This window comes from Microbacterium hibisci (genome assembly GCF_015278255.1).
Classification (GTDB): Bacteria; Actinomycetota; Actinomycetes; order Actinomycetales; family Microbacteriaceae; genus Microbacterium; species Microbacterium hibisci.
Genome location: NZ_JADIJC010000006.1, coordinates 1 through 23,651 on the forward strand (window position 1 = coordinate 1; position 23,651 = coordinate 23,651).

Here is a 23,651-nt window from a genome sequence, read left to right on the forward strand (position 1 = left end):
CCTCGCCACCGCCCGCCCCGAGCACCCCACCCCGAGAATCCATCCGAAGGACCAGACCACGGGCACGACCCAGCGTCTCGGCCTCCCGATGGATTCTCGCGAAAACCCCACCGGGGTCGACGCATGACGGCGCCGGCGGGCATCAGCCCACCGTCCGGATAGGCTGGCTCCGTGCTGCTGAGTGACCGCGACATCCGACTCGAGATCGACGCGGGGCGCATCGGGCTCGACCCGTGGGAGCCCGGCATGGTGCAGCCGTCGAGCGTCGACGTGCGGCTCGACCGCTACTTCCGGCTGTTCGACAACCACAAGTACCCCTTCATCGACCCCGCCGAAGATCAGCCCGAGCTCACCCGGCTCATCGAGGTCGACCCCGAGGAGCCGTTCATCCTCCACCCCGGCGAGTTCGCGCTGGGCTCGACGTTCGAGCAGATCACGCTGCCCGACGACATCGCCGCCCGCCTCGAGGGCAAGTCCTCGCTCGGCCGGCTGGGCCTGCTGACGCACTCCACCGCCGGCTTCATCGACCCGGGGTTCACGGGGCATGTCACGCTCGAGCTCTCGAACGTCGCGACGCTGCCCATCAAGCTGTGGCCGGGCATGAAGATCGGCCAGGTCTGCTACTTCCGCCTCACCTCGCCCGCCGAGAGCCCGTACGGCGCCGGTGCGTACGGCAACCGGTATCAGGGTCAGCGCGGGCCCACGGCATCCCGTTCGTTCCAGAACTTCCACCGCACCGATGTGGGGGCGACGGATGCCGGGAGCTGCGGCGCCTGACAGACCTCGGCCCTGAGGGGCGGACGTCAGGGTCGCCGCACTCTTCCGTCAGCGCGATCGTGCCGCCGGTCTTTCGGCGTGGCCCCCGGCTCCCGCGTACGTGTCGACGAGCTCGCGGATCGAGTCGACGATCGTGGGGATCGGGATGCCGGCGGCGAGCATGGCGAGGAGCTGGCGGAGGTTGAGGATGCGCGCGTGCCGCCGCCAATCCGGATGCAGCTCGCGAATCTCGCCGTACGCGGCGAAGAAGGAGTCGGGCACGCCGCCCGAGCACAGCATGTGCGCGAGGTCGACCTCGGCCCAGGTGAAGCTCACCGCGGGGTCGACGAACGCCGGTCCTCCGGCGTGATCCGCGATCACGTTGTTGCGCCAGAGGTCGCCGTGGGTGAGGCACGCACCCGTGTCGGGCACGAGGTCCGGCAGGCGGTGGCAGAGCCTCTCGATGCCGGCGCGGTCCCGCGCGCTGAGAGCGTCGTCGACGCGCGGTTCGTCGAGATAGCGGAGGAGCCGCTTCTCGGCGAAGAAGCGGTGTCCGTCGCGGTCCCAGCCGTTGCGCTGGGGGAGGAGGCCCAGCCAGCCGTCGCGGTCCCAGCCGAAGCGGTCGTGGGCGGTGCCGCTGTGCATGCGTGCGACGACGTGCCCCGCGGCCCGCCAGAACTCGTCTGTGTCGGGAAGCGTGGGGTCGAGTGCTTCCAGCACGATCGACCGCGCCCCGGCTGCCAGCACGCGGGGAGTGGTGAGGCCGCCGATGCCGGAGAGTGCGTCCAGCCCGCCCGCTTCGGCGGCGAACAGGTCGGCGCGGTCCTCATTCGACGCTTTGATGACGACGTTCTCGCCGCCGTCCAGTGTGCAATGCCAGACGGGGTGTGCGAACCCGCCCATCATTCGGCGGACCGTCTCTGCCCGGCGACCCGGGGGAAGGAGATCCGGAGACCAGTCGACCGTCATCCCGCCTCCATTTGTTGCCCCATCCTACAAACTCCCGTCGGCTCACACCAGACGCGAGACGGGTCGCCCGGGACCACCCCGGACGACCCGCCTCGTGGGGTGGTGCGTCAGTCGGCCGGCAGGTAGATCCGCTCCGGGATCTCCTCATAGGCCTCGGGGTCGAGCGCCTCGATCGAGCCGTCGGCCACCGCGGTGATCAGGCCCTTGAGTCCGATCTCCACCTGCTTCGACAGGAAGCCGTTGCGCTTCTGGCCGTCGGACTGCGTGTTGCTCGAGGTCTCGAACAGCACGGTGGCGCTGCCGCGCAGGGCGAACGACCCCAGCGCGGTGCCGGGGAGGTTGGTGTCCTGCGGGTAGAGGGTCAGGTCGCCGAACGCCGACTGGCCCTGGCCCTGGAGCGCGTCGTACACCGCGACGTTGGCGCGCCGCGACGCGTCGTAGTCGAAGTTCGGCCAGTCGCCGAACTCGCTCGGGTCGGCGATGAAGCGCGCCGAGATCGACAGCGGCGACATGTCGCCGGTGCCCTCCTGGGCGTAGCACGGCCACTGGTTGTGCAGGTCGACGAAGTAGTCGACGATGCCGAACTCGCCCTCCAGGCCCGCGTAGACGTCGCGCACGGTCTGCGCCTCCGGCGTGATGTACCAGCCGGTGTCGGCGCTGTTGCCCGGGAAGTCCGCGGGCTGAGGCACGTACGACAGGTCGGGGTTGAAGTCGCGGTTGACGTCGAAGCCCGGTACGCGGGTGTTGTAGTTCCACGCCGGCGCGACGCCCGCCAGCTGCGGGAAGTCCGCCACGACGTCGTCCCAGCTCATCTGGTTCTGGCGGGTGTCGGCCTCGCCGCCGTCGACGTTGAGACGCGGGATCGCGACGATCGTGACGTTCTCGCGGATCTCTTCGGCCTCGGCCGTGTTCCCGCCGAACTCCTTCAGCAGCGACAGCAGGGCCTCGGTGCCGTGGTTCTCATTGCCGTGGATCTGCGACTGCACCAGGATCACGGTGTCGCCGGTACCGACGCGGGCCTGGTAGATCTCGCGACCCTCGTTGCTGTACCCCGCGACCGAGACGTCGACGACGCCGCCCGTCGTGCGCTCGATCTGCTCCAGCTGCCTGGTGAGCTGGTCGTGGGTCACGAACGCCGAGCGGTTGCCCGCCGACTCCGTGCCGCAGTGGGATTCCACGGGGATGGCCTGGGCGGCGGGCGCGGCGACGATGCCCGCCGTTCCGACCAGGATGGCGCTCGTCAGCGCGGCGAGTGTGATTCTTCTTGTTTTTCGCATGTTGTCTCCGGTTGTGTATCAGCGATTCCCCCCTACATGCCGATGCATGGAGGTTGTTCACATGCCAGCGCATACGGGTCGATGAGGGAAGCGTTTACTCGCCGTTCTCACGAAAGGCTCATCTGAGTCGTGAGAAGACGGATGCCGGAGTCGCGGGCGCGTGAGGATCGTCAGGGCGTCGGCTGCACGATGCCGGGCTCGCGGGCGTACACGATCACCTGCTCGTCGTCGACCGCGAACTGCAGGGCTGTGCCCTCGGGGAAGCGCTCACGCAGCTCTTCGGGCGCCTGGTCGCCGACGATCATGTTCGCGACCGCGGGGAACGGTCCGGCGCCGCACGCTCCCGCGCCGAAGCCGTCGGTGTCGGTGAGAGCGTAGACGCAGGTCTGCGAGTCGTCCGGGCTCATCATCTGCCGAAAGACCAGCACCGTCAGGCCGTGGAACTTCTCGTAGATCCGGCCGTCGTCCGGACGCGGGCCGAAGATGTGGTCGGGCCAGGCTCCATCAGGATCCTGTTGCAGCACGGCGACCCGGCCGGCCTGGATGCTCTGCACCCCCAGGGTCGCGCCGACGCCGAGAGCGAGCGCCACCGCGACCGCGACCGCGGCCCAGAGCGCCGGGATTCTGCGGTGCCACCACCGCTTCGGCGCCGGCTCGGACGCCCCGGGCTCGACCGCCTCATCGCCCAGCCCCTCGGCCCCGGGCAGGCCGTCGCGGTCGACAGGCGGCGCCGGATCGGTATCTGCGCCGAGACTCCTCTGCGGGAACGCCGCCGGGCGCTCCGAGTCGCCGCCTGCCCGGAGATCTGCTGCGGCGGCGGACGCGGCATCCGTCGCCCGTCCATCGGCCGAGCCGAGCGGCGACGTCTCGGCGACGGACCGTCGCTGCGCGGGCGCTGCCCCGAGAACGGCCGACGGCCGTCGCGCCGTGTTCGGCGCAGCGACGCCCGACCCGGTCGGATCCTCGGCATCCTGCACCGTGGCCGTCGTGACGGCCTTCGAGGCGGCCGACAGCGCCTCGAGCTCGTTCAGCCGGGCGAGCGCCGCCGGGTCGTCGGAGATATCGGCGTCGCGCCCGTACGCGCGCTCGCGCAGCGCGCGGAGCTCATCGAGCGGAGATTCGGTCGGCGTTGACATCGATGCCATCCTGCCGCACAACGGGCCGTGCCGCCGCCCGAGTCGTCACGCGGCCGGCGCAGCGATCCGCAGAGCGCGGCGGGCGATCCCCGATCGCCCGCCGCGCGGGCGGATCCCCGTCCCCACGCGGGATCCACCACACGGTCGCGGATCGTACCCCCACAGTTCGACCCGCGCCGACGTTACTGCATTCTGCAGTATAGGGTCGGATGTACTCGGAGCGGGAGACCATTTCGTCGCGCCCGCCCTCGGCACTCAGGAGAGGAGCGCATCGTGCCCGACCGCGAACCGTCGATCACGGGATACCTCACCCTGGGCCTGCTCGCCGCCGGTGACCGGTCGGCCTACCAGCTCGCCGAGCAGCTGGGCCGGGGGGTCGGCGAACTGTGGCCGTCGGCCGACCGCGGACGCTACGCGGTGCTCGGCCGGCTGCACGAGGCGGGCTACGTGGCCACCCGTCAGGAGTACACGGGCAAGCGCGCGCGCACGATCTACTCCCTCACCGCGGCGGGGCGCGAGGCGCTCGCGGCCTGGCTCACCACGCCGGCGCGCACGCCGACCCTCGAATTCGAGGGTATGGTGCGCGTGCTCCTCTCGGACCAGGGATCGATCGACGACCTGCGCCGCACGCTCGCGCAGACCCGCGAGCAGGCGCTCGCCAACCGGGAGCTGTTCGCGCGGTACGCGGCGTACATCAGCACCACCGGCGGCACCTTCCCCGAGCGGCGCCATCTGTTCGCGCTGGCCAACACCTTCATGATCGGTCACTACGACCACATCGTCGCGTGGGCCGACTGGGCCGAACAGCAGGTCGAGTCGTGGCCCGACACCGTCACGCCGGCGACGACGCACGAGGAGCAGGTGCGCGAGATGCTCTCACCCGGCCGCGACGCGTGGCGGGCGTCGGGGCACACCGAGGACTGAGCCTGCCTGCGGCCGCTCGGCGAACGGTCGGCGGTGCCGCCGTCAGTGGGCGGTGCGCACGCCGACGAGGTCGTGGACGAGCACGGCCGCCGCGCGGGCACCTTGGCCGGCGGCGACGATCAGCTGCTGCGGACCGGGGGACGCGGCATCTCCCGCGGCGTACAGCCCCGGCGACGACGTGCGCCCCGAGCGGTCGGTGACCAGGTTGCCGAATCCGTCGCGTTCGAGATCGATCCCCGCGACGAAGTCGAGGGCGGGATGCCACTGCGGCCGCACGAATCCGCCGTCGATCTCGACGCGTGCGCCGTCCTGCAGGCGCACCGCCGACACGGTGCCGCGGTCGCCTTCGAGGTCGTCGATGACTCGCCGTTCGACGATGATCCCGGATGCCGCGAGCTCGGCCTCTTCGACCGTGTCGACGGCGTCCGAACCGTTGGTGAAGACGGTGAGGCGGTCGGTCCAGCGCGCGATCAGCCGCGCGCGGTCGGCGAGGTCGCGCGTCTCGCCGATGAGGGCGAGCGGGCGGTCCTGCAGCTCCCACGCGTCGCACGCCGCGCAGCTGAACACCGTCATGCCGTAGAAGGCGCGCAGGCTCGGGATCTCGGGGAGCGTCTCGCGCAGGCCGGTCGCGACGAGCACCGACCGCGCCGAGACCGCGGGGGGAATTCCGGCGCCGCGGCCGTTCAGCGCCGCGAGGAACCGCAGTCCCTCGCCGCAGTCGCGCTGCTGCAGGGCCGTGACGACCGTGCGGTCGAGGATGCGCACGTTCGGGTACGCCGCCAGCTCCGCCCGGGCGAGCTTGCGCAGCTCCAGCGGCGGCACGCCGTCACGCGTCAAGAAGCCGTGCGAGCGCAGCGTCGCGGCGTTGCGCGGGCGCCCCGCGTCGACCACGACGACCGACGCACGGGCGCGGCCGAGGTTGAGCGCCGCCGAGAGCCCGGCCGGGCCGCCGCCGATGATGACGACGTCGACCTCGGTCGACGGCGTGGCGGTGTCGACGTCAGTCATGGCCGTCTCCTTGGGGAGGGAGCTCCGCGACCACCGGGTGGTCCTTGTGGATGACGCCGACCTTGGCGGCGCCGCCCGGGGAGCCGATGTCGTCGAAGAACTCGACGTTGGCCTTGTAGTAGTCCTGCCACTCGTCGGGCAGGTCGTCCTCGTAGTAGATCGCCTCGACCGGGCACACCGGCTCGCAGGCGCCGCAGTCCACGCACTCGTCGGGGTGGATGTACAGCGACCGGTCACCCTCGTAGATGCAGTCCACCGGGCACTCGTCGATGCAGGCGCGGTCCTTCACATCGACGCACGGCAGGGCGATCACGTACGTCACTTGACGAGCGCTCCCCGCGAGATCGCGACCTGCTCGTCGCGGGGCACGACCTTGACGCGCTCGCGCGTGTGCAGGTGGTTCTCTCCCAGCTCGCGCTCGTGCGCGTCGAGGGCGAGCCACCCGTCCCACGTCGTGTACGCGACCTCGCGCTCGTCGAGGAGGTCGAGCACGTCGGCCTCGACGGCCGGTGCCGACAGGCGTCCGGCGCGGACGTCCGACACGAGGTGCGCGATGGTCTCCATCGCGTCGGACTTCGTGTGGCCGATGAGGCCGACGGGCCCGCGCTTGATCCAGCCCGTGGCGTAGAGCCCCGCGATCACCGGAGCGTCGACGTCGCCCGTGGTGACGGCATCCGTCACCCGTCCTTCGACGTTCGACACGACGCCGGCCCGCTCGTCGAAGGGCACGTCGATGACGGGCGTTCCGTAGTAGCCGACCGCGCGGTAGACCTGCTGCACGGCGATCTCGCGGAACTCGCCCGTGCCCTGCACGCGGCCGTCGCCGACCGGCTCGGTGCGCTCGAAGCGGATACCCTCGACGCGGTCGTCGCCGAGCACCTCGACGGGCGAGTGGTAGAAGTGCAGGTGCAGGCGGCGGCTCGCTCCCGTCGACTCGCGCGTGCGCCAGCTCTCGAGGATGCGCAGCATGACTTTGAGCTGGTTGTTGGCGGGCACGAGACCCTCGAGGTAGGCGAAGTCCTCGTCGTTCACGACGATGTCGACGTTCGGCACCTCGCCGAGCTCGCGCAGCTCGATGGGCGTGAACTTGATGTCGGCGGGACCGCGGCGGCCGAAGACGTGCACGTCGGTGACGGCCGAAGCCTCGAGGCCGGCGAGCACGTTGTCGGCGATCTCGGTCGTGCGGAGGTCGACGGCGTGCTTGGCGAGGATGCGGGCCACGTCCAGCGCGACGTTGCCGTTGCCGATGACGGCGACCTCGCGCTGGTCGAGCGTCCACTCGGTGGGCACGTCGGGGTGGCCGTCGAACCACGCCACGAAGTCGGCGGCGCCGTACGAGCCCGGCAGGTCGATGCCGGGGATGTCGAGCGCCGCGTCGCGGATCGCGCCCGTCGCGAGGATCACGGCGTCGTAGCGCTCCTGCAGCTCGTCGATGGAGATGTCGCGGCCGACCTCGACGTTGCCGACGAAGCGGGTGGTGCCGGCATCCAGCATCTCGTGCAGCGAGTTGACGATGCCCTTGATGCGCGGGTGGTCGGGCGCGACGCCGTAGCGGATCAGGCCGTAGGGGGCGGGGAGCGACTCGAACAGGTCGATGGCGACCGTGCCGCCCGCCTCGACCACCGAGTTGGTGAGGATGTTGCCCGCGTAGATGCCGGCGGGGCCGGCGCCGACGATCGCGACGCGGAGGTTGCCCAGTTCAGAGGTGGGCGCAGTGCTCGAAGAGGTCACAGTGGTGTCTTTCGGGTCAGGCGGAGGAGCGCGGAGGCCGCCGGTCAGGCGTGCGGGGCGCGCGGCGGGGAGAGGGGGTGGAAGTCGTCGAGATCGAGGGTCGCCAGGTCGGCGGGCGCGTACGGGCTGAGCCGCACCACGTCGCCGACGACCACGACGGCGGGGGAGCGGATGCCTCGTTCCGCGGCCTGGTGCGCGATGGTCGCGAGTGTGCCGACCGTGACCCGCTGGCGGGGTCCGTAGCCGTCCTCGACGACCGCGACGGGGCAGTCGGACCCGCGGTCGCCACGGGACAGCGTGATCGCGGAGTTCGCCAGGGTGCCGATGCCCATGAGCAGCACGACCGTGTGGTCGCGGCCGCCGCTGAGCGCTGCGATCTGATCGTGGGCGGTCGCGACGGTGAAGGCGGTCGCGACGCCGCGATGGGTCAGCGGGATGCCGGCGATGGCGGGCACCGAGATGGCGCTGGTGATGCCGGGCACCACCTCGACGACCACGCCCGCCTCCTGGCACGCGTGCAGCTCTTCGCCGCCGCGGCCGAAGACGTACGGGTCGCCGCCCTTGAGCCGGACGACGGTCTTGCCGTCGTGGGCGAGCTGCACGAGCAGGGCGTTGATCGCGTCCTGCGGCACGGCGTGGTGGCCGGGGAGCTTGCCGACGTCGACGACCTCGGCCCGCAGCTGCACGCCGTCGGCGGCGAGGCCGTCGAGCACCGCGCGGGCGCCGAGCCGGTCGGCGACGATGACGTCCGCCGCCTCCAGGGCGCGCAGGCCCTTGACGGTGAGGAGTCCCGCGTCGCCGGGGCCGGCCCCGACCAGCCACACCTTTCCGGTGGGCGTCGATTCCGGTCCCTGAGCCTGTCGAAGGGTCATCGGGCACCTCCTGTGATGAGCAGGCCGCGGCGCTTCAGCATCCGCCGCTCGAGCGGGCCGAAGAAGACGAGCTCGATGAGGATGCCGATCGCGAGGATGAGGATGATCGTGGCGAGCACGCCCGCGAGGTCGGCGAGCTCGCGGGACTGCTGCAGCATCGAGCCGAGCCCGAAGCCGATCGAGCCGCCGGTCGCGATGATCTCCGCCGCCATGAGCGAGCGCCACGAGAACGCCCAGCCCTGCTTGAGGCCGGCGAGGTAGCCGGGGAGCGCGGCGGGCAGGATGACCGCCGTGGCGAGCTGCCAGCGGGAGGCGCCGAGCACGGTTCCGACGCGGCGCAGCTGCGGCGGCACCTGGTCGATGCCGGCGATGAGGCCGTTGACGATCGACGGGATGGCGCCCATGAGGATCACGAAGTAGACGGTGGCGTCGGAAAGGCCGAACCAGATGATGGCGGCGGGCACCCACGCGACCGACGGCAGCACCTGCAGGCCGGAGATGATCGGGCCGACGGCGCGGCGGATGGGCCGCACCTCGGCTAGCAGCAGGCCGATGGGCGTGCCGACGACGATCGCGATGAGGAAGCCGACGATGCCGCGCTCGAGGCTCGTCGCCACGGCCTCCTGCAGGCGGCCGGTGTCCCACGCCAGGCCCAGCGCGTTCCACACGTCGACGGGGCTCGGCACCTTGTCGGGCCGAGGGTCCGCGATCACGACGTAGAGCTGCCACGCCACGATCAGGAGGATCAGGAAGACGATCGGCGGCACGACGCTCGCCGTGACGCGGCGCCATCGCCCGGCGCCGTGGCCGGCGTCGGTCTGGAGCTTGTCGAGGCCGGCCTCGAGTGAGCGGAGGTCGTCCCCCTCGGTCGTTGAGCGAGCGGCGCGAGACGAAACGTCGCCGGTCGGCTCGAGGCGTTTCGTCTCGTTCGTCCCTCGCTCGCTCAACGACCGGGTGGAGGCGTCGGTGTCATGCGGCATTGCGGCGGATCTCCTTCCGCAGCTCGTCGGTGATCTCCACCGAGAGGGCGGCGACCTCGGGCGACTCGATGCGACGGCCCGCAGTCTTGCCGATCTTCCACTCCTGCACGATGCGGCCGGGCCGGCTGCCCATCAGCACGACGCGCTGGCCGAGGCGCGCGGCCTCCCGCACGTTGTGGGTGACGAACACGATGGTGCGACCGGTCGCGCGCCAGACGCGCTCGAGCTCCTCATGGAGCAGGTCGCGGGTGATGGCGTCGAGCGCGGCGAACGGCTCGTCCATCAGCAGCACGGGCCGGTCCTGCGCGAGCGCGCGGGCGAGCGCGACGCGTTGCCGCATGCCGCCCGACAGCTCGTGCGGGCGCTTTTCGGCGGCATCCGCGAGGTTCACCGTGTCGAGCAGGGCGAGCGCCTTCTCACGGCGCTCGCCGCGGGGCACACCCCGCAGGCGCAGGGCCAGCTCGACGTTCTTGCGCGCCGTGAGCCAGGGCATGAGCGCCGACTCCTGGAACATGACTGCCGAACCCTCGTCGGGGGTGTCGATGCGGCCCGCCGTCGGCCGCTCGAGCCCCGCGATGAGGTTCAGCAGCGTGGACTTGCCGCATCCCGATGCGCCCAGCAGGCACACGAACTCGCCCGGCGCGATGTCGAGCGACACGTCGTCGAGCACGATCGGGCCCGAGCCGAACCGCTTGGAGACGCCGTCGATGCGGACGGCCGGTGCCGGCGCGGGGGCCGCAACGGGCACGGGCGTGACGCTGTCGAAGCTCGGACCGAGTGGGTTGGTCGTGCCCGTCGAAGCGGGCGCGCCCGCCTCCGGGGCGCTGTGCGCTGCCCCGGAGGCGGAAGCCGGCGTGGCAGCTGCCTGTGAGCCGGATGCGGTGCCCATGTCAGTCCTCGCCGAGTCCTGCCGCCGAGACGGGCTCAGCACCCGCGGCCTCGAGCTGATCGTTGAGCAGGCGCAGGTCGAACAGGCCCTCGATCGAGCCCTCCTTCTGCGTGCCTGCTTCGATGCCGTTCTCGACGAGCGTCTCGAACGTGTCGGCGTGCGGGTCGACCGAGAACGTGACGTGCTCGAGCGCGCGCTGGATGACGGCATCCGCCAGCGGCTTGCCGGTCTCCTTCTCGATCGCGCCGTTGATCACGGCCGGCGCCTGGTCGGCGTTGTCGGCGATCCACTGCACGGCGGCCTCGTGGCCCTTCAGCAGGTCGGCGACCACGTCGGGGTGCTCGTCGAGGAACTCCTTGCGCACCAGCAGGACGGTGGTGGGGAATTCGCCGTCCTCCCAGAGGTCCGCCTCGTCCTGCAGCACGTGCGCGCCGGCGTCCACGATCAGTCGCGACACCCACGGCTCGGGCAGCCACGCGCCGTCGAGCTGACCGTCCTGGAAGAGCGTCAGCGTCTGCGCGTTCTCGGTGGGCGTGATCTGCACGTCGCCGCCGCCCGAGGTGTCGGTCTCGAAGCCCTCGTCGGCGAGCCACACACGGGCCGCCACGTCCTGGGTGTTGCCCAGCTGCGGCGTCGCGATGGTCGTGCCCTCGAGGTCGGCCGGGTCGTCGATGCCCTCGCGCACGACGAGCGCCGCGCCACCGGTCGCCGCACCGGCGATGATGCGGGCCGATTCGCCGCCGGACTGGATGAACGTGTTGATCGACGGGTTCGGGCCGATGTAGGTCGCGTCGATCGCGCCGGCCGACAGCGCCTCGATGGCGGCGGGGCCGGCGTTGAAGACCTGCGTGGTCACCTCGACGTCGTCGAGGGCCTCGTCGAACAGTCCCTCTTCGAGCCCGACGAGCGCCGGTGCATGCGTGACGTTCGCGAAGTAGCCGAGTCGCAGCTCGCTCACCGACGGGCTGTCGCCCTCGGCCGCGGTGTCGCTCGTGCCCGCCGCCGCGGAGGCGCAGCCGGCCATCATGGCCGCCACGAGTCCCAGGGTTGTGAGTGCTGTCGCGGTGCGGATTTTGTTCACGGTGTCGCCTCCTTAGATTCGGTGTTGCTCGGTGGGATGGTGCGGTCCGGGACGGTTCAGTCGCGGACGATGCCGGCGGCGAGCGTCGCGCCGTCGGACGGGTGGATCACGAGGAACGAGCCCCCGTGGCGGCTGGTGGCGTATGCCTCCAGCGGCAGGTCGGCGGCCACCCGCAGGCGCACGCGGCCGATGTCGTTGGTCTCGAGCGTCTGCGCCGGCTCGTGGGTGAGCGCGTCGAGGTCGTAGCGCGACTCGATCTGCGCGACGATCGCCTGTACGGTCGCGGTGCCGTGCTTGACGAGGACGCGGATGCCGGGGGTCAGTGCCCGCACGTCGAGCTGGAACAGCTCGGCTGCGAACTCGCGACGTGCCGCCGGCAGCGAGCCCGCCGCGACCACGAGGGCGCCGCGCGCGGTGTCGATGTCGTCGGCGAACTCGAGCGAGACGGACTGCGGTGCCGTCGCCTCGTCGACCTCGGCGCCGGCCGAGCGGATGCCGGTGACCGTGGTGGCGCGGCCGGCCGGGAAGATCTCCACCCGGTCGCCGACGCGCACGACGCCGCTCGAGATGCGGCCGGCGACCGCGCGGTAGTCGCGCAGGCGCTCCGCCTCGGCGGGATCGATGCCGGGTGCGAGACCGCCCTGCGGGCGGAGCACGAGCTGCACCGGAAGCCGCAGCGGCTCGAGCTCGCGCTCGGTCTGATCGGCGGCCGGAAGGGTCTCGAGCAGTTCGAGCAGCGCAGGACCCTCGTACCAGGGCGTGCGCTCCGAGCGGTCGACGATGTTGTCACCCTCGAGGGCCGACACGGGGATGACGTGCAGGTCTTCGATGCCGAGCTCGGTCGCCACGGACTCGGCCTGTGCGGCGACCTCGGCGAACGTCTCCTGCGAGAAGCCGACCAGGTCGATCTTGTTGACCGCGACGATCACGTGGGGCACGCGCAGGAGGGCGACGACCGCCAGGTGGCGCTTGGTCTGCTCGAGCACGCCCTTGCGGCCGTCGACCAGCACCACGACCGCGTCGGCGGTGGTGGCGCCGGTGACCATGTTGCGCGTGTACTGCACGTGGCCGGGGCAGTCGGCGAGGATGAACGACCGCGACCCGGTAGAGAAGTAGCGGTACGCGACGTCGATCGTGATGCCCTGTTCGCGCTCGGCGCGCAGGCCGTCGGTGAGGAGCGCGAAGTCGAAGTCGCCGTGCGCGAAGCCGCGGTCGGCCGAGGTGCGCGCGACCTGCTCGAGCTGGTCGGCGAGGATCGCCTTCGAGTCGTGCAGCAGGCGGCCGACGAGCGTCGACTTGCCGTCGTCGACCGAGCCCGCCGTCGCGAACCGGAAGAGCGTCGGCTGAGCGGTGAGAGTCGCGGTCATCAGAAGTACCCGTCCTTCTTGCGGTCCTCCATGGCCGCCTCGCTGAGGCGGTCGTCGGCGCGGGTCGCCCCGCGCTCGGTGAGGGTGGAGACGGCGACCTCGGCGACGATCGCGGCCAGGTCCGCGGCATCCGATTCCACCGCTCCGGTGCAGCTCATGTCGCCCACCGTGCGGTAGCGCACCGTGCGGCGCTCGACAGTCTCGTTCTCGCGCGGCGGCGAGAAGGGGCCGACCGGACGCCACATGCCGTCGCGGACGTACACGTCGCGCTCGTGCGCGAAGTACAGCGGCGGCAGCGCGATGCCCTCGCGCTCGATGTAGCGCCAGACGTCGAGCTCGGTCCAGTTCGAGATCGGGAAGGCGCGCACGTGCTGGCCCGGCGTGTGCCGGCCGTTGTACAGGCTCCAGAGCTCGGGGCGCTGGTTGCGCGGGTCCCACTGGCCGAACTCGTCGCGCAGCGAGATGATGCGCTCCTTGGCGCGGGCCTTGTCCTCGTCGCGGCGCGCGCCGCCGAAGACGGCGTCGTGGCGGCCGGCGGCGATCGCGTCGAGCAACGGCAGCGTCTGCAGCGGGTTGCGGGTGCCGTCGGCGCGTTCCTGCAGGCGGCCGTCGTCGATGTAGTCCTGCACGCGGGCGACCTCGAGACGGATGCCGAGGCGCTCGACGGTCTCGTCGCGGAAGGCCAGCACTTCGGGGAAGTTGTGGCCGGTGTCGACGTGCAGCACCGGGAAGGGCACCTTGCCCGGCGCGAAGGCCTTGGTGGCGAGGTGGAGCACCACGACGGAGTCCTTGCCGCCGGAGAACAGCAGCACGGGCCGCTCGAACTCGGCGACGACCTCGCGGATGACGTGGATGGCCTCGGCCTCGAGCAGGTCGAGCGTCGAGAGGGCCGCGGACGCCACGCGAGAATCGGAGATCTGCCCGAATTCGGGCGTCTCGGCCGAATCCGTCCGATTCTCGGCGGATCTCCGAGTTTCAGGCGCGGCGGGGGCGGCGGTGTTCGAGAGGGTCATTCGTGGAGCCCGCATTCGATCTTGGCGGAACCGGCCCAGCGGCCGGATCGGGGGTCTTCGCCGGCGGCGACCGGCCTCGTGCACGGCTCGCAGCCGATCGAGGGGTAGCCGAAGCCGACCAGCAGGTTCACCGGCGCCTTGTGCGCGGCGGCGTACTCCAGCACGTCGTCGAAGCTCCAGGCGGCGACCGGGTTGACCTTGACGAGGCCGTTGCGGTCATCCCAGGTGACGAGCGGCGTGTTGGTGCGGGTGGGCGCCTCGTCGCGGCGCACTCCCGTGAACCACACCTCGTAGCCGCCGAGGGCGTCCTGCAGGGGAGCGACCTTGCGGCGCGCGCAGCACAGGCTCGCGTCGCGCTCGAAGAGCTTCGCGCCGAACTCGGCGTCCTGCTCCGCGACCGTCTGGTCGGGGGTGATGTCGACGATCCGCACGTCGAGGGCGCGCTGCACCTCGTCGCGCGTGGCGTACGTCTCGGTGAAGTGGTACCCGGTGTCGAGGAAGAGCACGTCGACGCCCGGCAGCTGCTCCGCCACCAGGTGGGGCAGCGCGGCATCGGCCATCGAGCAGGCGACGGCTGCGGCATCCGTCCCGAAATTGCGTGCGACCCACGCGACGACATCGCGGGCGGATGCCTCGTGGTCGGTGAGGCTGCCGAGCTCGAGGTTGCCCTGCTCGGCGAGGGCCTTCAGCTCTTCGCGTGTGCGCTTGACGGCGACGCGGGGTGCGAGCGAGACGGTCACTGGAGCGCCTCCTCTTCGGCACGGTGCGCCCACTGGGCGAACGTCTCGTCGGAAGCGGCGTCGCGGTCGGCGAGGAAGCGGGTCACGACGCGCTCGACGTAGTCGGCGATGCCGTCGGCGGCGACCTTCAGTCCGCGCACGGTGCGGCCGAGACCGGGCTCGTCGCGGTCCTGCGAGGCGAGACCGCCGCCCAGGTGCACCTGGTAGCCCGGCACCTGCTCGCCGTCGATCGTGACGAGCTGGCCCTTGAGGCCGATGTCGGCGGTCTGGATGCGCGCGCACGAGTTGGGGCATCCGTTGACGTGGAGCGAGATCGGATGCGGCAGCTCGAAGCCCTTGAGGCGCTCTTCGAGGTCGAGCACGGCCGCGGTCGCGTTGACCTTGGTCTCGACGATCGCGAGCTTGCAGAACTCGATGCCGGTGCACGCGATCGTGCCGCGGCGGATGAGGCTCGGACGCGCCTGCAGGCCGAGCGCGTCGAGCTCGCCGATCAGCGGCTCGACGTTGTCGGCGGGGACGTCGAGGATCACGAGCTTCTGGTGCGGGGTGGTGCGCAGGCGCGTCGAGCCGTGCGCCTCGATCACATCGGCGAGCTTCGCGAGGTTCGGGCCCGAGACGCGGCCGACGATCGGGGTGACGCCGATGTAGAAGCGGCCGTCCTTCTGCTCGTGCACGCCGACGTGGTCGCCGACGGTCTTGGGCTGTGCGGGCGCGGGGCCGTCGGGCAGCGCGTAGCCGAGGTACTCGTCCTGCAGCACCTGACGGAACTTCTCGGTGCCCCACTCGGCGAGGAGGAACTTCAGCCGCGCCTTGTTGCGCAGGCGCCGGTAGCCGTAGTCGCGGAAGATCTGGGTGACGCCGTGCCAGACGTCGGCCACCTCGTCGGGACGCACGAAGGTGCCGAGGCGCTCGCCGAGGCGGGGCGTGGTCGACAGTGCGCCGCCGACCCACAGGTCGTAGCCGATCCCCAGCTCGGGGTGCTCGACGGCGACGAACGCCACGTCGTTGATCTCGTGCACGACGTCCTGGCTCGGGTGGCCGGTGATCGCGGACTTGAACTTGCGCGGGAGGTTCGCGAGCGTCTCGTCGCGGAGGAACCGCGAGGTGATCTCCTGGATCTGCGGCGTCGGGTCGATGAGCTCGTCGGCCGCGATGCCCGCGACGGGCGAACCGAGGATCACGCGCGGCACGTCGCCGCACGCCTCGGTGGTCTGCAGGCCCACGGCCTCGAGCCGGCGCCAGATCTCGGGGATGTCCTCGACGCGGATCCAGTGCAGCTGGATGTTCTGGCGGTCGGTGATGTCGGCGGTGTCCCGCGCGAACTCGGTCGAGATGCCGGCGACGACGCGCAGCTGCTCGGTGGTGAGCTGGCCGCCGTCGATGCGGACGCGCAGCATGAAGTACTCGTCCTCGAGCTCTTCGGGCGTCAGCGTGGCGGTGCGGCCGCCGTCGATCCCGGGCTTGCGCTGGGTGTAGAGACCCCACACGCGGAACCGCCCGTGCAGATCGGTGGGGTCGATCGACGCGAAGCCGCCCTTCGAGTACGTGTTCTCGATGCGCTCGCGGACACTGAGGCCGTTGTCGACCTGCTTCCACTCCTCGTTGCCGTTGAGCGGGGTCGTGCCGTCGATCTTCCACTGTCCGTTGGGCTTCGACGACGCACGCGGCGGGCGCACGGCCGCGCGGGGACGGTCGCCGGCCGCGCGCGGTTCGGTGTCGCTGATGGTCACGGTGGCCTCCGGGTGAGATCCCGAGGCGTCCCTCGGGTGGGACCCTATCGAGTCCATTCCGCAAGGCTAAAAACGACTCGACCGCGCACCTATCCGAGCGTCAAGTGACGTTACCCGGCGTAACGGGGCGTCACACACTTGCGGGAGCGCCCCTTGTGGACTCAGTCCGGCGATCGCACCGCGGCCCGGTAGCGGTCCACGACGATCTGCACCAGCGCGGCCGGGGGCTCGTCGTCGCCGAGCAGCGGCGCGGCGACGGGCGCACCTGCCGCCAGCCTCACGGCGAGATCGTGGAAGTAGCCCGGCGCGAGGAGGTAGTCGGCGACGATCACGCGCTCGGCGTGGTCGGCGGCGGACGCGACGGCGACGTCGAGCCGGGGGTCGGCGGCCGCGAGGAAGCCGACCGTGACCTCGCGGGCGAGCCGGGCCCCCAGCATCCGTCCGATCTCTCGGCAGTCCTCGTTCGCGCGGTCGTCGCTCGACCCGGCGACCGCGAGCACGACGGCGTCGCCGGCGGCGGGGGCCAGCGGTGCGAGGCGCGACAGGAGGGCGTCGACGAGCCGCGGGTCGGGGCCCAGCGCCGGGGCGATCGTCACGCCGTCGTGGCCGGCGGTCTGCTCGATGAGGTCGACGCGCACGTGGTACCCCGCCGACAGCAGGAGCGGCACGATCACGACGGGCGCGCCGTCGGGGAGGGCGTCGAGGGATGCCGCGACATCCGGCTGCTGCACATCCACATGCCCGAGCCGCACCACGACGTCGGGCAGCGCGCGGGCGACGGCGTCGACCAGCGCCGCGACCGCCGCCTGCCCCGCGGGCGACGACGTGCCGTGCGAGATGGCGAGGAGTGCGGGGGCGGTGCTCACGGCCCCATTGTGCCCCGCCCGTGTGACGCGCGTGTGACGGGGCCCACCGGCCGGCTCCGCGTCCTCAGTTGTGAGCATCGCCGAGCTGAGGGAGCGTCGCGGCGTACGCGTCCGCATCTCGGCAACGCTCCTCGATCGAGGACGCAGACGCGAAGGGCGGTACCCGCGTACGCAGGTACCGCCCTTGTGCTCCGGGGGAGGCTTTCGCTCGACACGGATGCCGCGCCTCAGGCCGCGCCGGACTCCCGGCCGCGCGCGAACCCGGCGTCGAAGCCGCGCTCGTAGGCGTGCTGGGCCCGACGGCCGCCGTGGGCGCCGTGGCCGCCGTGGCCGCCGTGGTGGCCGTGGTCGCCGTGCCCGCGGTGCCCGCCGTGGTGGCCGTGGCCGTGCCCGCCGTGCGGGTGGCCGTGACCCTCATGGTCGTGGTGACCGTGGCCGGCGTGCGGATGGTGGCCGAAGCAGGCGTCGTCGCCGGAGCCGCGCATCGGCTCGTCGAAGCGCTCGGCGGGGTGGCCGGGGCGCCCGGGAGCGAAGCCGCGGTGGCGATTGCGGCCGTAGCCGTCGTGGATGTCGGGGTCGAACGGACGCGGACGCCCGCCGAAACCGGGGCCGAAGCCGCCGAAGCCCGGGCCGAAGCCCGGCCGGGGGCCGAAGCCGGGGCGCCCGAACCCGCCGAACCCGCCGAACCCGCGCTCGCGCCCGGTGGCGTTCTCGTCCCAGCCGAGTTCGCGTGCGATCGCCTCGAGCGAGCCGGTCAGCGCCGCGTAGGCCTCGTCGTCGCCGACCGCGGCGACCACCCGGGCACGGATGCCGTCGACGATCGCGCCGATGCGCTCCTTCTCGGAGCGGCCCAGGTCGGTGAGCGTCCAGGTTCCGTCGCCCTGCTCCTCGGCCCATCCGCGCTCCTCGAAGCCGCGCAGGCGCTTGCCCTTGCGGGCGAAGCGCTCGCGGAGCTCCGGCGCGTCGATGTCGCCCGCCAGCACGTTGAGGAGCATCCAGTCGCGTCGCGAGATGCCCTCGGCCTCGAGCGCCGTCGCGAACTCCCGCGTCAGCAGCCCGTCGACCGCGCGCAGCCAGTAGCCGAGCGGACGGCCGGTAGGAGCGGCGGTGCCGTTGTCTTCGTTGTCGTTGATGTCTTCGTTGTCGTTGATGTCGTTCATGGGAAGTCCTTTCGGGGGGCGACACGGGGCCGCCGCGATTACATGTCGTAGTGCATGTACATGCAGTGTGACATGCATCTCGGATACATGTCAAGTCGCATGTAAATTGGAGGCATGCCGTCCGCACCCGACGACCCGTCCGATGCCATCGCCGCCGCGCTCGCACGCTTGCGCGGTCGACGGATGCCGCGACCGCCGTGGGCGGAAGGCCCCGGCATGCACGGCGGTGGCCCGTTCGGCCACGGTCCGCGCGGGCACCGCCACGCGGGTCCGCACGGCCACGATTCCGACGCTTCTGAGCACGTCCACCCCGACGGGTCGGTGCATGGCTTCCCCGGCCGCGGTGGCCCCTGGGGCCGCGGGGGCCCGGGGTTCGGCCCGCCCCCGGGCGTCGGCGCTCCGCCGTGGGGCGCAGGCGGCCGCTTCGGGGGACCGGCGCGCATGCGGCTGCTCGAAGCACTGGCCGCGGCATCCCACCCCCTCTCGGTGGGCGAGATCGCCGACGCCGTCGGGGTCGATCAGCCCCGGGCGTCGCGACTCGTGCAGCAGGCGGTCGCGCTCGACCTGGTGCGTCGCGAGGCCGATCCCGACGACGCCCGTCGCACGCGCGTGGCGCTGACGGATGCCGGAACCCGCCTGGTGCGCGGCTTCCGGGGCGAGCGGCGCGAGGCGATCGACGCGGCGCTCACCGCGTTCACCGATGCGGAGCGCGCCGAGCTGGCACGGCTGCTCACGAAGCTCGCCGATTCCTGGCCGAGCGCCTGAGGGCGCCGCGCCGCGAGACCGAATCAGAAGCTGGTGACCAGGTCGCCGAGCACCGCCTCGAGCTTCGACGGGTCGGTCGCGTCGTAGTAGTGCGCGCCGGTCGCGCTCGAGATCGACTGCAGGGTGGCCACGTCGGCGTCCGCGCCGTACGCGAGCGTGAAGACGAGCACCGGCGTGGCGTGGTGCAGGTTCTTCAGGTTCGCGAGCATCTCCTCGGCGCCGATCGTCGGAGCGTTCGGCGCGTCGTTCTCGCCGTCGCTCAGCAGCACGATGGCGTTGATGTGGTCGGCCGACCATGACGAGGCCTGCTGTGCCGCGAAGGTGTCGACGGCCTGGTAGAGCGGCGTGTCGCCCATCGAGGTCAGGCCGCCGAGCGCCCCGAGGAAGCCGTCGCGCGACGAGCCGATATCTGCTGTCGGCGACACCAGACCCGGAACCATCGCCCCGTCGGGGGCCTGCGCGAAGGCCGCCAGGCCCACGTCGTCGCCGGTGGTGAAGTGGCCGAGCGCCGCCTCGATCGCCTTGCGCGCCTGGGTGAGCTTGGTGTCGGATGCCGAGATGGGCTCGTCCATCGACCCCGACACGTCCAGCAGGAACAGCACGTTCGCACGCTTGCGCACGTCGGGGAACGCCGTCTGCACCGCCGTCACGACGTCCGCACCGGGGAAGGCGAGGGTGCCGCGCTGCGCCGCCTCGAGCTGGCCGACCTTCGCGACGCCCTCGTCCAGCGCGCGGTTGAGGTCGCGGTAGCCTGCCGAACGCACCGCCGACTGACCCTGCGCGGTGTGGGTGAAGCGGATGAAGTCGGCGGCGGCTTCGGACTCCACCGGATCGATCCACGGTCCGGTCAGTCGCATCACGGGATTGTCGGCCGAGTAGTAGCCGTCGGTCGGGTAGATCGGCACGAGCTGCTCCGCCGGCGGCTCCGCCTGGGTGCGCGTGATGCCGTCGCGGCTGGTGATGCCGCGGTTGTAGTCCCACACCGACTTCTCGTCGACGATGACGGCCGACAGGAAGTCGGCGGCGGATCCGGATGCCTCGGCCTGGCGCGCGTGCCACAGGAAGTGCTCGGGCGTCGCCATGTAGTGGCTCGTGGCGGTCTCGTTCTCGTGCACCTGCGCCTGCACCGCGGGATCCTGCACATCAGTCACGGCGAGCTCGGACAGCGAGCCGGAGGCCGTGCCGAACGAGGCGAACATCGCGGCCTCCCCCGAGGTCGCCACGAGGGGGCTCGTCTTGCCGAGCTTGAAAGCGCCCCACTCGGGGTGGCCGAGACCGCTCCACAGCTCGGCGTCGCCGGCGGCTTCGAAGATCTCCGACCAGCTCGGCGACTCGGCATCCCACCCGATCGTCTCGGCGAGCCGCTCCGGCATCGCCAGCACGATGTCGGAGATCGCGACGCTCGCACCCTCCGCGCGGAGGTTCGTGGCGCCCTGCGCCTGGGCGACGTCGACCCATGTCGAGGAGTCGGGGAGCCACACCGTCGGCTTCTGGTCGTCGGCGAGGTTCGGGAAGCCCGTCGCCACTACGGCGGCGGCCACGCCGGACTTGTCCTTGGTCGTGGTGACGGTGACGCACGAGCCGGCGACGTTGCGAGGCTGGCCGTTGTAGGCGGCGGCGAGACTCTCGACCATCTCGGCGTTCTCGAAGGACGACAGCACGTGGACGCTCGCACAGGGCTCGGCGCCGGCCGTTGCGGCCGGCTCGTCCTGCGGGAACTCGATGAGCTCCACCTCGGCCGGGGCCTCGGGCGCCGGATCCGCGGCGGCGGGCTCGGCGTCGGAGAGGTTCGACACGATCGCGTACGAGACGGAGCCGATCGATCCGACCAGCACGACGATGCCGGCGACCGTGCCCCACAGCAGCAGCTGACGGCGGCGCTTGCGTCGGCGCTCGCGCCGCTGTTCGATGGCCGACGGCTTCTTCGGCGGGCCGGACGTGCCGGGGTTCGCGGGCTGTGCGGACGAGGCCGCCGACGGGGTGGCCGTGCGCGCGGCCGACGGCGCCGGCGCGGCAGGGAGGACAGGGGCGGGGGTCGACGGCGACGCCGAGGGAATCGGAGTGGTCACCGGATTCGAGGACTGGCCACGGCGAGGTCCGGGCGCGTCCTCTTCGCCGCGCGTGCGGTCGCGCATGGGAATCCTAGAGGTCGGTGCGGCCGTGAGGCCGGGCGGGGGGTCACCGGCCGGGTAGTCCGGTAAGGCCACAGCCTAACCTGAGCGCGGTTGCGAGGCGAGCGCGAGAATGCCGGGAGATCACCGAGAGGCGGTGTTCAGCATCCCGATCAGCACGGCCGTCCACCAGGCAGCCTGCGACACCAGCGCGCTCCACAGGCACCAGAGCCGCAGCGGGAAGGGCAGGGCGCCGAAGCGCACGCCGGCGGGAAGACGGGCGAGTTCGTCGGTCAGGCGCGTCATGGCCACGCCGTTCATCGCCGCCAGCAGCACCGCGCCCATCTTGAGCGCGGTGAGCGGCTCGCCGAGGTCGGGCTGCAGGAACGCTCCCGTCGCGAACAGGCCGGTGATGCCCAGCCAGGCCAGCCCGGTGACCGTCCGCTCGACGCGGCGCACGTCGTCGAGTGCCGCCCGTCCCAGCGTCCAGAGCAGTCCGCTCATCTCGAGCAGCACGGCCGAGCCGAGGCCCACGATGACGGCGGCGAGGTGGCCGAAGAGCGCTGGTGTGCGCAGCCACTCCGGGGGCACGATGCTGGTCCCGACCCACAGCGACACAGCGAGTGCCAGCAGCACGCCCCAGTACCCGAGCGCCCGCTGGTGACGCGCGGCGCGCAGGCGCTCAGCGCGAAGGCGCTGCAGGTGCGAGGTCGGGCGGATCGGCACGGCTGCTTTCGGGGTCGGCGAGGGGCGCAGGGCGAAGCGACGACCCCCCGTCGCATGATGCCCGAGAGCGAGGCTAGCCGATGGCCGCGTCCGTTGCGGCCGATGTGCTCAGCCTGCGCGGGGCGACGACCTCGGGCCTCGCGGAGCGAGGTGACGGCGAGCCGCGCTCAGCCCGAGATCTTCTGCGGTGTCGCGCGCACCGGCAGGAGCAGCAGGAGCCCGGCGAGAAGCACCAGGACGATGCCGAGGATGCCGTAGTACGCCTCGCCCGACAGCGCCACGAACAGCGCGAACATCGTCGGTGCGAGGAAGGAGACGGCACGACCGGTGGTGGCGTACAGGCCGAAGACCTCGCCTTCGCGGCCCGGCGGGATGATGCGGGCGAGGAAGGTGCGCGACGCCGACTGGGCCGGACCGACGAAGAGGCACAGCGCCAGCCCCGCGGTCCAGAAGACGATCTGCCCGCCGTCGTGGAGGAAGAAGACGAGCAGGCCCGACACGACCAGCCCGATGAGCGCCGCCACGATGACCGGCTTCGCCCCGAGCTTGTCGTCCAGCGCGCCGACGGCGATCGTCGACACGCCCGCGACGACGTTCGCGGCGATCGCGAAGATGATCACTTCGCCCGGCGAGAAGCCGAACACGGATGCCGCGAGCACGCCGCCGAAGGTGAACACCCCCGCGAGGCCGTCGCGGAAGACCGCGCTGGCGAGCAGGAACCACACGGTGTGGCGGCTCTCGCGCCACAGTCGCGCGATGTCACGCCCGAGGCGGGCGTAGGACGCGAAGAATCCGACCCGCTCCCGCGCGGCGCCCGCGCCGCGATACTCGGGCACCGTCAGCAAAACGGGCAGCGCGAACAGCCCGAACCACACCGCCGAGACGACCATCGCCAGCCGAACCGGCCAGCCGTCCTCTGCGGGCACGCCGAACAGGCCCTGGATGAAGCCGAAGTACACGATCAGCAGCAGCACGATGCCGCCGACGTAGCCCATGCCCCAGCCGAAGCCGCTCACGCGGCCGATCGAGCGGGGCGTGGAGACCTGCGAGAGCATCGCGTTGTAGTTGACGCCGGCGAACTCGAAGAAGATGTTGCCCGCCGCCACCAGGAGCAGGCCGAGCCACAGGTACGCGGGGTCGGGGGCGACGAAGACCATCGCCGCCGTCATGCCCACCACGATGTACGTGTTCACGGCGAGCCACAGCTTGCGCCGACCGGACGTGTCGGAGCGCTGACCGGTGACGGGTGCGAGCAGGGCGATGAGCAGGCCCGCCGCGGCGAGCGCCCAGCCCAGCTGCGCCTCGACGGTCCCGGAGGGGCCGAAGCTCTCGCTCGTGAGGTACACGGTGAAGACGAACGTGGTGACCACGGCGTTGAAGGCGGCCGAACCCCAGTCCCACAGTCCCCACGCGAGCACCGCCTTGCGGTCGGTGCGCGCCGGGCTCTCCGCGTCGATCGCGGCGGCCATCGCGTCGGTCGGCGTCGTGCCGCCGAAAGCGGGCAAGCCGGGAGCCGGGGGCGTGTCGGGAGAGTTCATGTCGGACACTTC

General features: G+C 71.7%; 22 protein-coding genes. 3 read left to right on the top strand and 19 right to left on the bottom strand.

Going from position 1 to position 23,651, the window contains the following annotated elements; genetic code table 11:
* The first annotated feature begins 171 nt into the window (after positions 1-171).
* Complete coding sequence (gene dcd, locus IM770_RS12070; protein ID WP_203581403.1) at positions 172-777, top strand: dCTP deaminase; 606 nt, start codon at positions 172-174, stop codon at positions 775-777.
* 48 nt (positions 778-825) lie between these two features.
* On the opposite strand, the gene IM770_RS12075 is transcribed toward dcd, so the two are convergent.
* The 3 genes from IM770_RS12075 to IM770_RS12085 form a co-directional block, all read right to left on the bottom strand.
* Entirely contained in the window at positions 826-1,725 is a 900-nt protein-coding gene (locus tag IM770_RS12075; protein WP_203581404.1) for a fructosamine kinase family protein, read from the bottom strand.
* Between the two features lie 107 nt (positions 1,726-1,832).
* On the bottom strand, positions 1,833-3,002 hold the full coding sequence (locus tag IM770_RS12080) for a M14 family zinc carboxypeptidase (RefSeq protein ID WP_203581405.1): 1,170 nt from the start codon (positions 3,000-3,002) through the stop codon (positions 1,833-1,835).
* Positions 3,003-3,172: 170 nt separating this feature from the next.
* Positions 3,173-4,138 carry a hypothetical protein gene (locus IM770_RS12085; RefSeq protein ID WP_203581406.1) on the bottom strand — a complete coding sequence of 322 codons (966 nt, stop codon included), beginning with the start codon at positions 4,136-4,138 and terminating at the stop codon, positions 3,173-3,175.
* Positions 4,139-4,411: 273 nt separating this feature from the next.
* Here IM770_RS12085 and IM770_RS12090 point away from each other — a divergent pair, with 273 nt between their 5' ends.
* Positions 4,412-5,062 (top strand): PadR family transcriptional regulator, encoded by a 651-nt coding sequence (locus IM770_RS12090; RefSeq protein ID WP_203581407.1) that lies wholly within the window; start codon positions 4,412-4,414, stop codon positions 5,060-5,062.
* A 42-nt stretch (positions 5,063-5,104) separates the two neighbouring features.
* Here IM770_RS12090 and IM770_RS12095 read toward each other — a convergent pair whose 3' ends face one another.
* The 13 genes from IM770_RS12095 to IM770_RS12155 all read right to left on the bottom strand — a co-directional run bounded on the left by IM770_RS12095 (position 5,105) and on the right by IM770_RS12155 (position 18,499).
* Positions 5,105-6,070, bottom strand: a complete 966-nt coding sequence (locus tag IM770_RS12095; protein WP_203581408.1) for an NAD(P)/FAD-dependent oxidoreductase — start codon at positions 6,068-6,070, stop codon at positions 5,105-5,107.
* Positions 6,063-6,392 carry a ferredoxin gene (fdxA, locus tag IM770_RS12100; protein ID WP_203581409.1) on the bottom strand — a complete coding sequence of 110 codons (330 nt, stop codon included), beginning with the start codon at positions 6,390-6,392 and terminating at the stop codon, positions 6,063-6,065. The genes IM770_RS12095 and fdxA overlap by 8 nt, the downstream gene beginning before the upstream one ends.
* On the bottom strand, positions 6,389-7,768 hold the full coding sequence (locus IM770_RS12105; RefSeq protein ID WP_203581635.1) for an FAD-dependent oxidoreductase: 1,380 nt from the start codon (positions 7,766-7,768) through the stop codon (positions 6,389-6,391). The genes fdxA and IM770_RS12105 overlap by 4 nt, the downstream gene beginning before the upstream one ends.
* Positions 7,769-7,845: 77 nt before the next feature.
* A complete protein-coding gene (cobA, locus tag IM770_RS12110) occupies positions 7,846-8,673 on the bottom strand; it encodes a uroporphyrinogen-III C-methyltransferase (RefSeq protein WP_203581410.1) in 828 nt (275 codons plus the stop codon).
* Positions 8,670-9,653 carry an ABC transporter permease gene (locus IM770_RS12115; RefSeq protein WP_203581411.1) on the bottom strand — a complete coding sequence of 328 codons (984 nt, stop codon included), beginning with the start codon at positions 9,651-9,653 and terminating at the stop codon, positions 8,670-8,672. The genes cobA and IM770_RS12115 overlap by 4 nt, the downstream gene beginning before the upstream one ends.
* On the bottom strand, positions 9,643-10,542 hold the full coding sequence (locus IM770_RS12120) for an ABC transporter ATP-binding protein (protein ID WP_239066148.1): 900 nt from the start codon (positions 10,540-10,542) through the stop codon (positions 9,643-9,645). Before IM770_RS12120 ends, IM770_RS12115 begins: the two co-directional genes overlap by 11 nt.
* A gap of 1 nt (position 10,543) precedes the next feature.
* Positions 10,544-11,623, bottom strand: coding sequence for an ABC transporter substrate-binding protein (locus tag IM770_RS12125; RefSeq protein ID WP_203581413.1), 1,080 nt, complete (start codon positions 11,621-11,623; stop codon positions 10,544-10,546).
* A 56-nt stretch (positions 11,624-11,679) separates the two neighbouring features.
* Positions 11,680-12,990: a sulfate adenylyltransferase subunit 1 gene (locus IM770_RS12130; protein WP_203581414.1), complete on the bottom strand. Its 1,311-nt coding sequence runs from the start codon at positions 12,988-12,990 to the stop codon at positions 11,680-11,682.
* Positions 12,990-14,003 (bottom strand): sulfate adenylyltransferase subunit CysD, encoded by a 1,014-nt coding sequence (gene cysD, locus IM770_RS12135; protein ID WP_239066149.1) that lies wholly within the window; start codon positions 14,001-14,003, stop codon positions 12,990-12,992. The genes IM770_RS12130 and cysD overlap by 1 nt, the downstream gene beginning before the upstream one ends.
* Positions 14,000-14,743 carry a phosphoadenylyl-sulfate reductase gene (locus IM770_RS12140; RefSeq protein WP_203581415.1) on the bottom strand — a complete coding sequence of 248 codons (744 nt, stop codon included), beginning with the start codon at positions 14,741-14,743 and terminating at the stop codon, positions 14,000-14,002. The genes cysD and IM770_RS12140 overlap by 4 nt, the downstream gene beginning before the upstream one ends.
* Positions 14,740-16,473 (bottom strand): nitrite/sulfite reductase, encoded by a 1,734-nt coding sequence (locus IM770_RS12145; protein ID WP_203581416.1) that lies wholly within the window; start codon positions 16,471-16,473, stop codon positions 14,740-14,742. The genes IM770_RS12140 and IM770_RS12145 overlap by 4 nt, the downstream gene beginning before the upstream one ends.
* Positions 16,474-16,634: 161 nt before the next feature.
* Complete coding sequence (locus IM770_RS12150) at positions 16,635-17,339, bottom strand: sirohydrochlorin chelatase (protein ID WP_307785447.1); 705 nt, start codon at positions 17,337-17,339, stop codon at positions 16,635-16,637.
* 227 nt (positions 17,340-17,566) lie between these two features.
* Positions 17,567-18,499: a winged helix DNA-binding protein gene (locus IM770_RS12155; RefSeq protein ID WP_203581418.1), complete on the bottom strand. Its 933-nt coding sequence runs from the start codon at positions 18,497-18,499 to the stop codon at positions 17,567-17,569.
* 114 nt (positions 18,500-18,613) lie between these two features.
* Between IM770_RS12155 and IM770_RS17940 the strand changes: the two genes are divergently transcribed.
* Positions 18,614-19,264 carry a MarR family winged helix-turn-helix transcriptional regulator gene (locus tag IM770_RS17940; protein ID WP_239066150.1) on the top strand — a complete coding sequence of 217 codons (651 nt, stop codon included), beginning with the start codon at positions 18,614-18,616 and terminating at the stop codon, positions 19,262-19,264.
* A 23-nt stretch (positions 19,265-19,287) separates the two neighbouring features.
* Here IM770_RS17940 and IM770_RS12165 read toward each other — a convergent pair whose 3' ends face one another.
* The 3 genes from IM770_RS12165 to IM770_RS12175 all read right to left on the bottom strand — a co-directional run bounded on the left by IM770_RS12165 (position 19,288) and on the right by IM770_RS12175 (position 23,639).
* Complete coding sequence (locus tag IM770_RS12165) at positions 19,288-21,399, bottom strand: vWA domain-containing protein (protein WP_203581419.1); 2,112 nt, start codon at positions 21,397-21,399, stop codon at positions 19,288-19,290.
* Between the two features lie 120 nt (positions 21,400-21,519).
* Positions 21,520-22,101, bottom strand: a complete 582-nt coding sequence (locus tag IM770_RS12170; protein WP_203581420.1) for a hypothetical protein — start codon at positions 22,099-22,101, stop codon at positions 21,520-21,522.
* 167 nt (positions 22,102-22,268) lie between these two features.
* On the bottom strand, positions 22,269-23,639 hold the full coding sequence (locus IM770_RS12175; RefSeq protein ID WP_372430673.1) for an MFS transporter: 1,371 nt from the start codon (positions 23,637-23,639) through the stop codon (positions 22,269-22,271).
* Positions 23,640-23,651: the final 12 nt, after the last annotated feature.

What these genes read in the sequence shown, in the direction of transcription:
- IM770_RS12120 (WP_239066148.1), bottom strand. Translation starts at nt 10,542, where the DNA reads ATGGGCACCGCATCCGGCTCACAGGCAGCTGCCACGCCGGCTTCCGCC.
- IM770_RS12080 (WP_203581405.1), bottom strand. Translation starts at nt 3,002, where the DNA reads ATGCGAAAAACAAGAAGAATCACACTCGCCGCGCTGACGAGCGCCATC.
- IM770_RS17940 (WP_239066150.1), top strand. Translation starts at nt 18,614, where the DNA reads ATGCCGTCCGCACCCGACGACCCGTCCGATGCCATCGCCGCCGCGCTC.
- cysD (WP_239066149.1), bottom strand. Translation starts at nt 14,003, where the DNA reads ATGACCCTCTCGAACACCGCCGCCCCCGCCGCGCCTGAAACTCGGAGA.
- IM770_RS12165 (WP_203581419.1), bottom strand. Translation starts at nt 21,399, where the DNA reads ATGCGCGACCGCACGCGCGGCGAAGAGGACGCGCCCGGACCTCGCCGT.
- IM770_RS12095 (WP_203581408.1), bottom strand. Translation starts at nt 6,070, where the DNA reads ATGACTGACGTCGACACCGCCACGCCGTCGACCGAGGTCGACGTCGTC.
- IM770_RS12175 (WP_372430673.1), bottom strand. Translation starts at nt 23,639, where the DNA reads ATGAACTCTCCCGACACGCCCCCGGCTCCCGGCTTGCCCGCTTTCGGC.
- IM770_RS12155 (WP_203581418.1), bottom strand. Translation starts at nt 18,499, where the DNA reads ATGAACGACATCAACGACAACGAAGACATCAACGACAACGAAGACAAC.
- IM770_RS12075 (WP_203581404.1), bottom strand. Translation starts at nt 1,725, where the DNA reads ATGACGGTCGACTGGTCTCCGGATCTCCTTCCCCCGGGTCGCCGGGCA.
- cobA (WP_203581410.1), bottom strand. Translation starts at nt 8,673, where the DNA reads ATGACCCTTCGACAGGCTCAGGGACCGGAATCGACGCCCACCGGAAAG.
- IM770_RS12130 (WP_203581414.1), bottom strand. Translation starts at nt 12,990, where the DNA reads ATGACCGCGACTCTCACCGCTCAGCCGACGCTCTTCCGGTTCGCGACG.
- IM770_RS12085 (WP_203581406.1), bottom strand. Translation starts at nt 4,138, where the DNA reads ATGTCAACGCCGACCGAATCTCCGCTCGATGAGCTCCGCGCGCTGCGC.
- IM770_RS12115 (WP_203581411.1), bottom strand. Translation starts at nt 9,653, where the DNA reads ATGCCGCATGACACCGACGCCTCCACCCGGTCGTTGAGCGAGCGAGGG.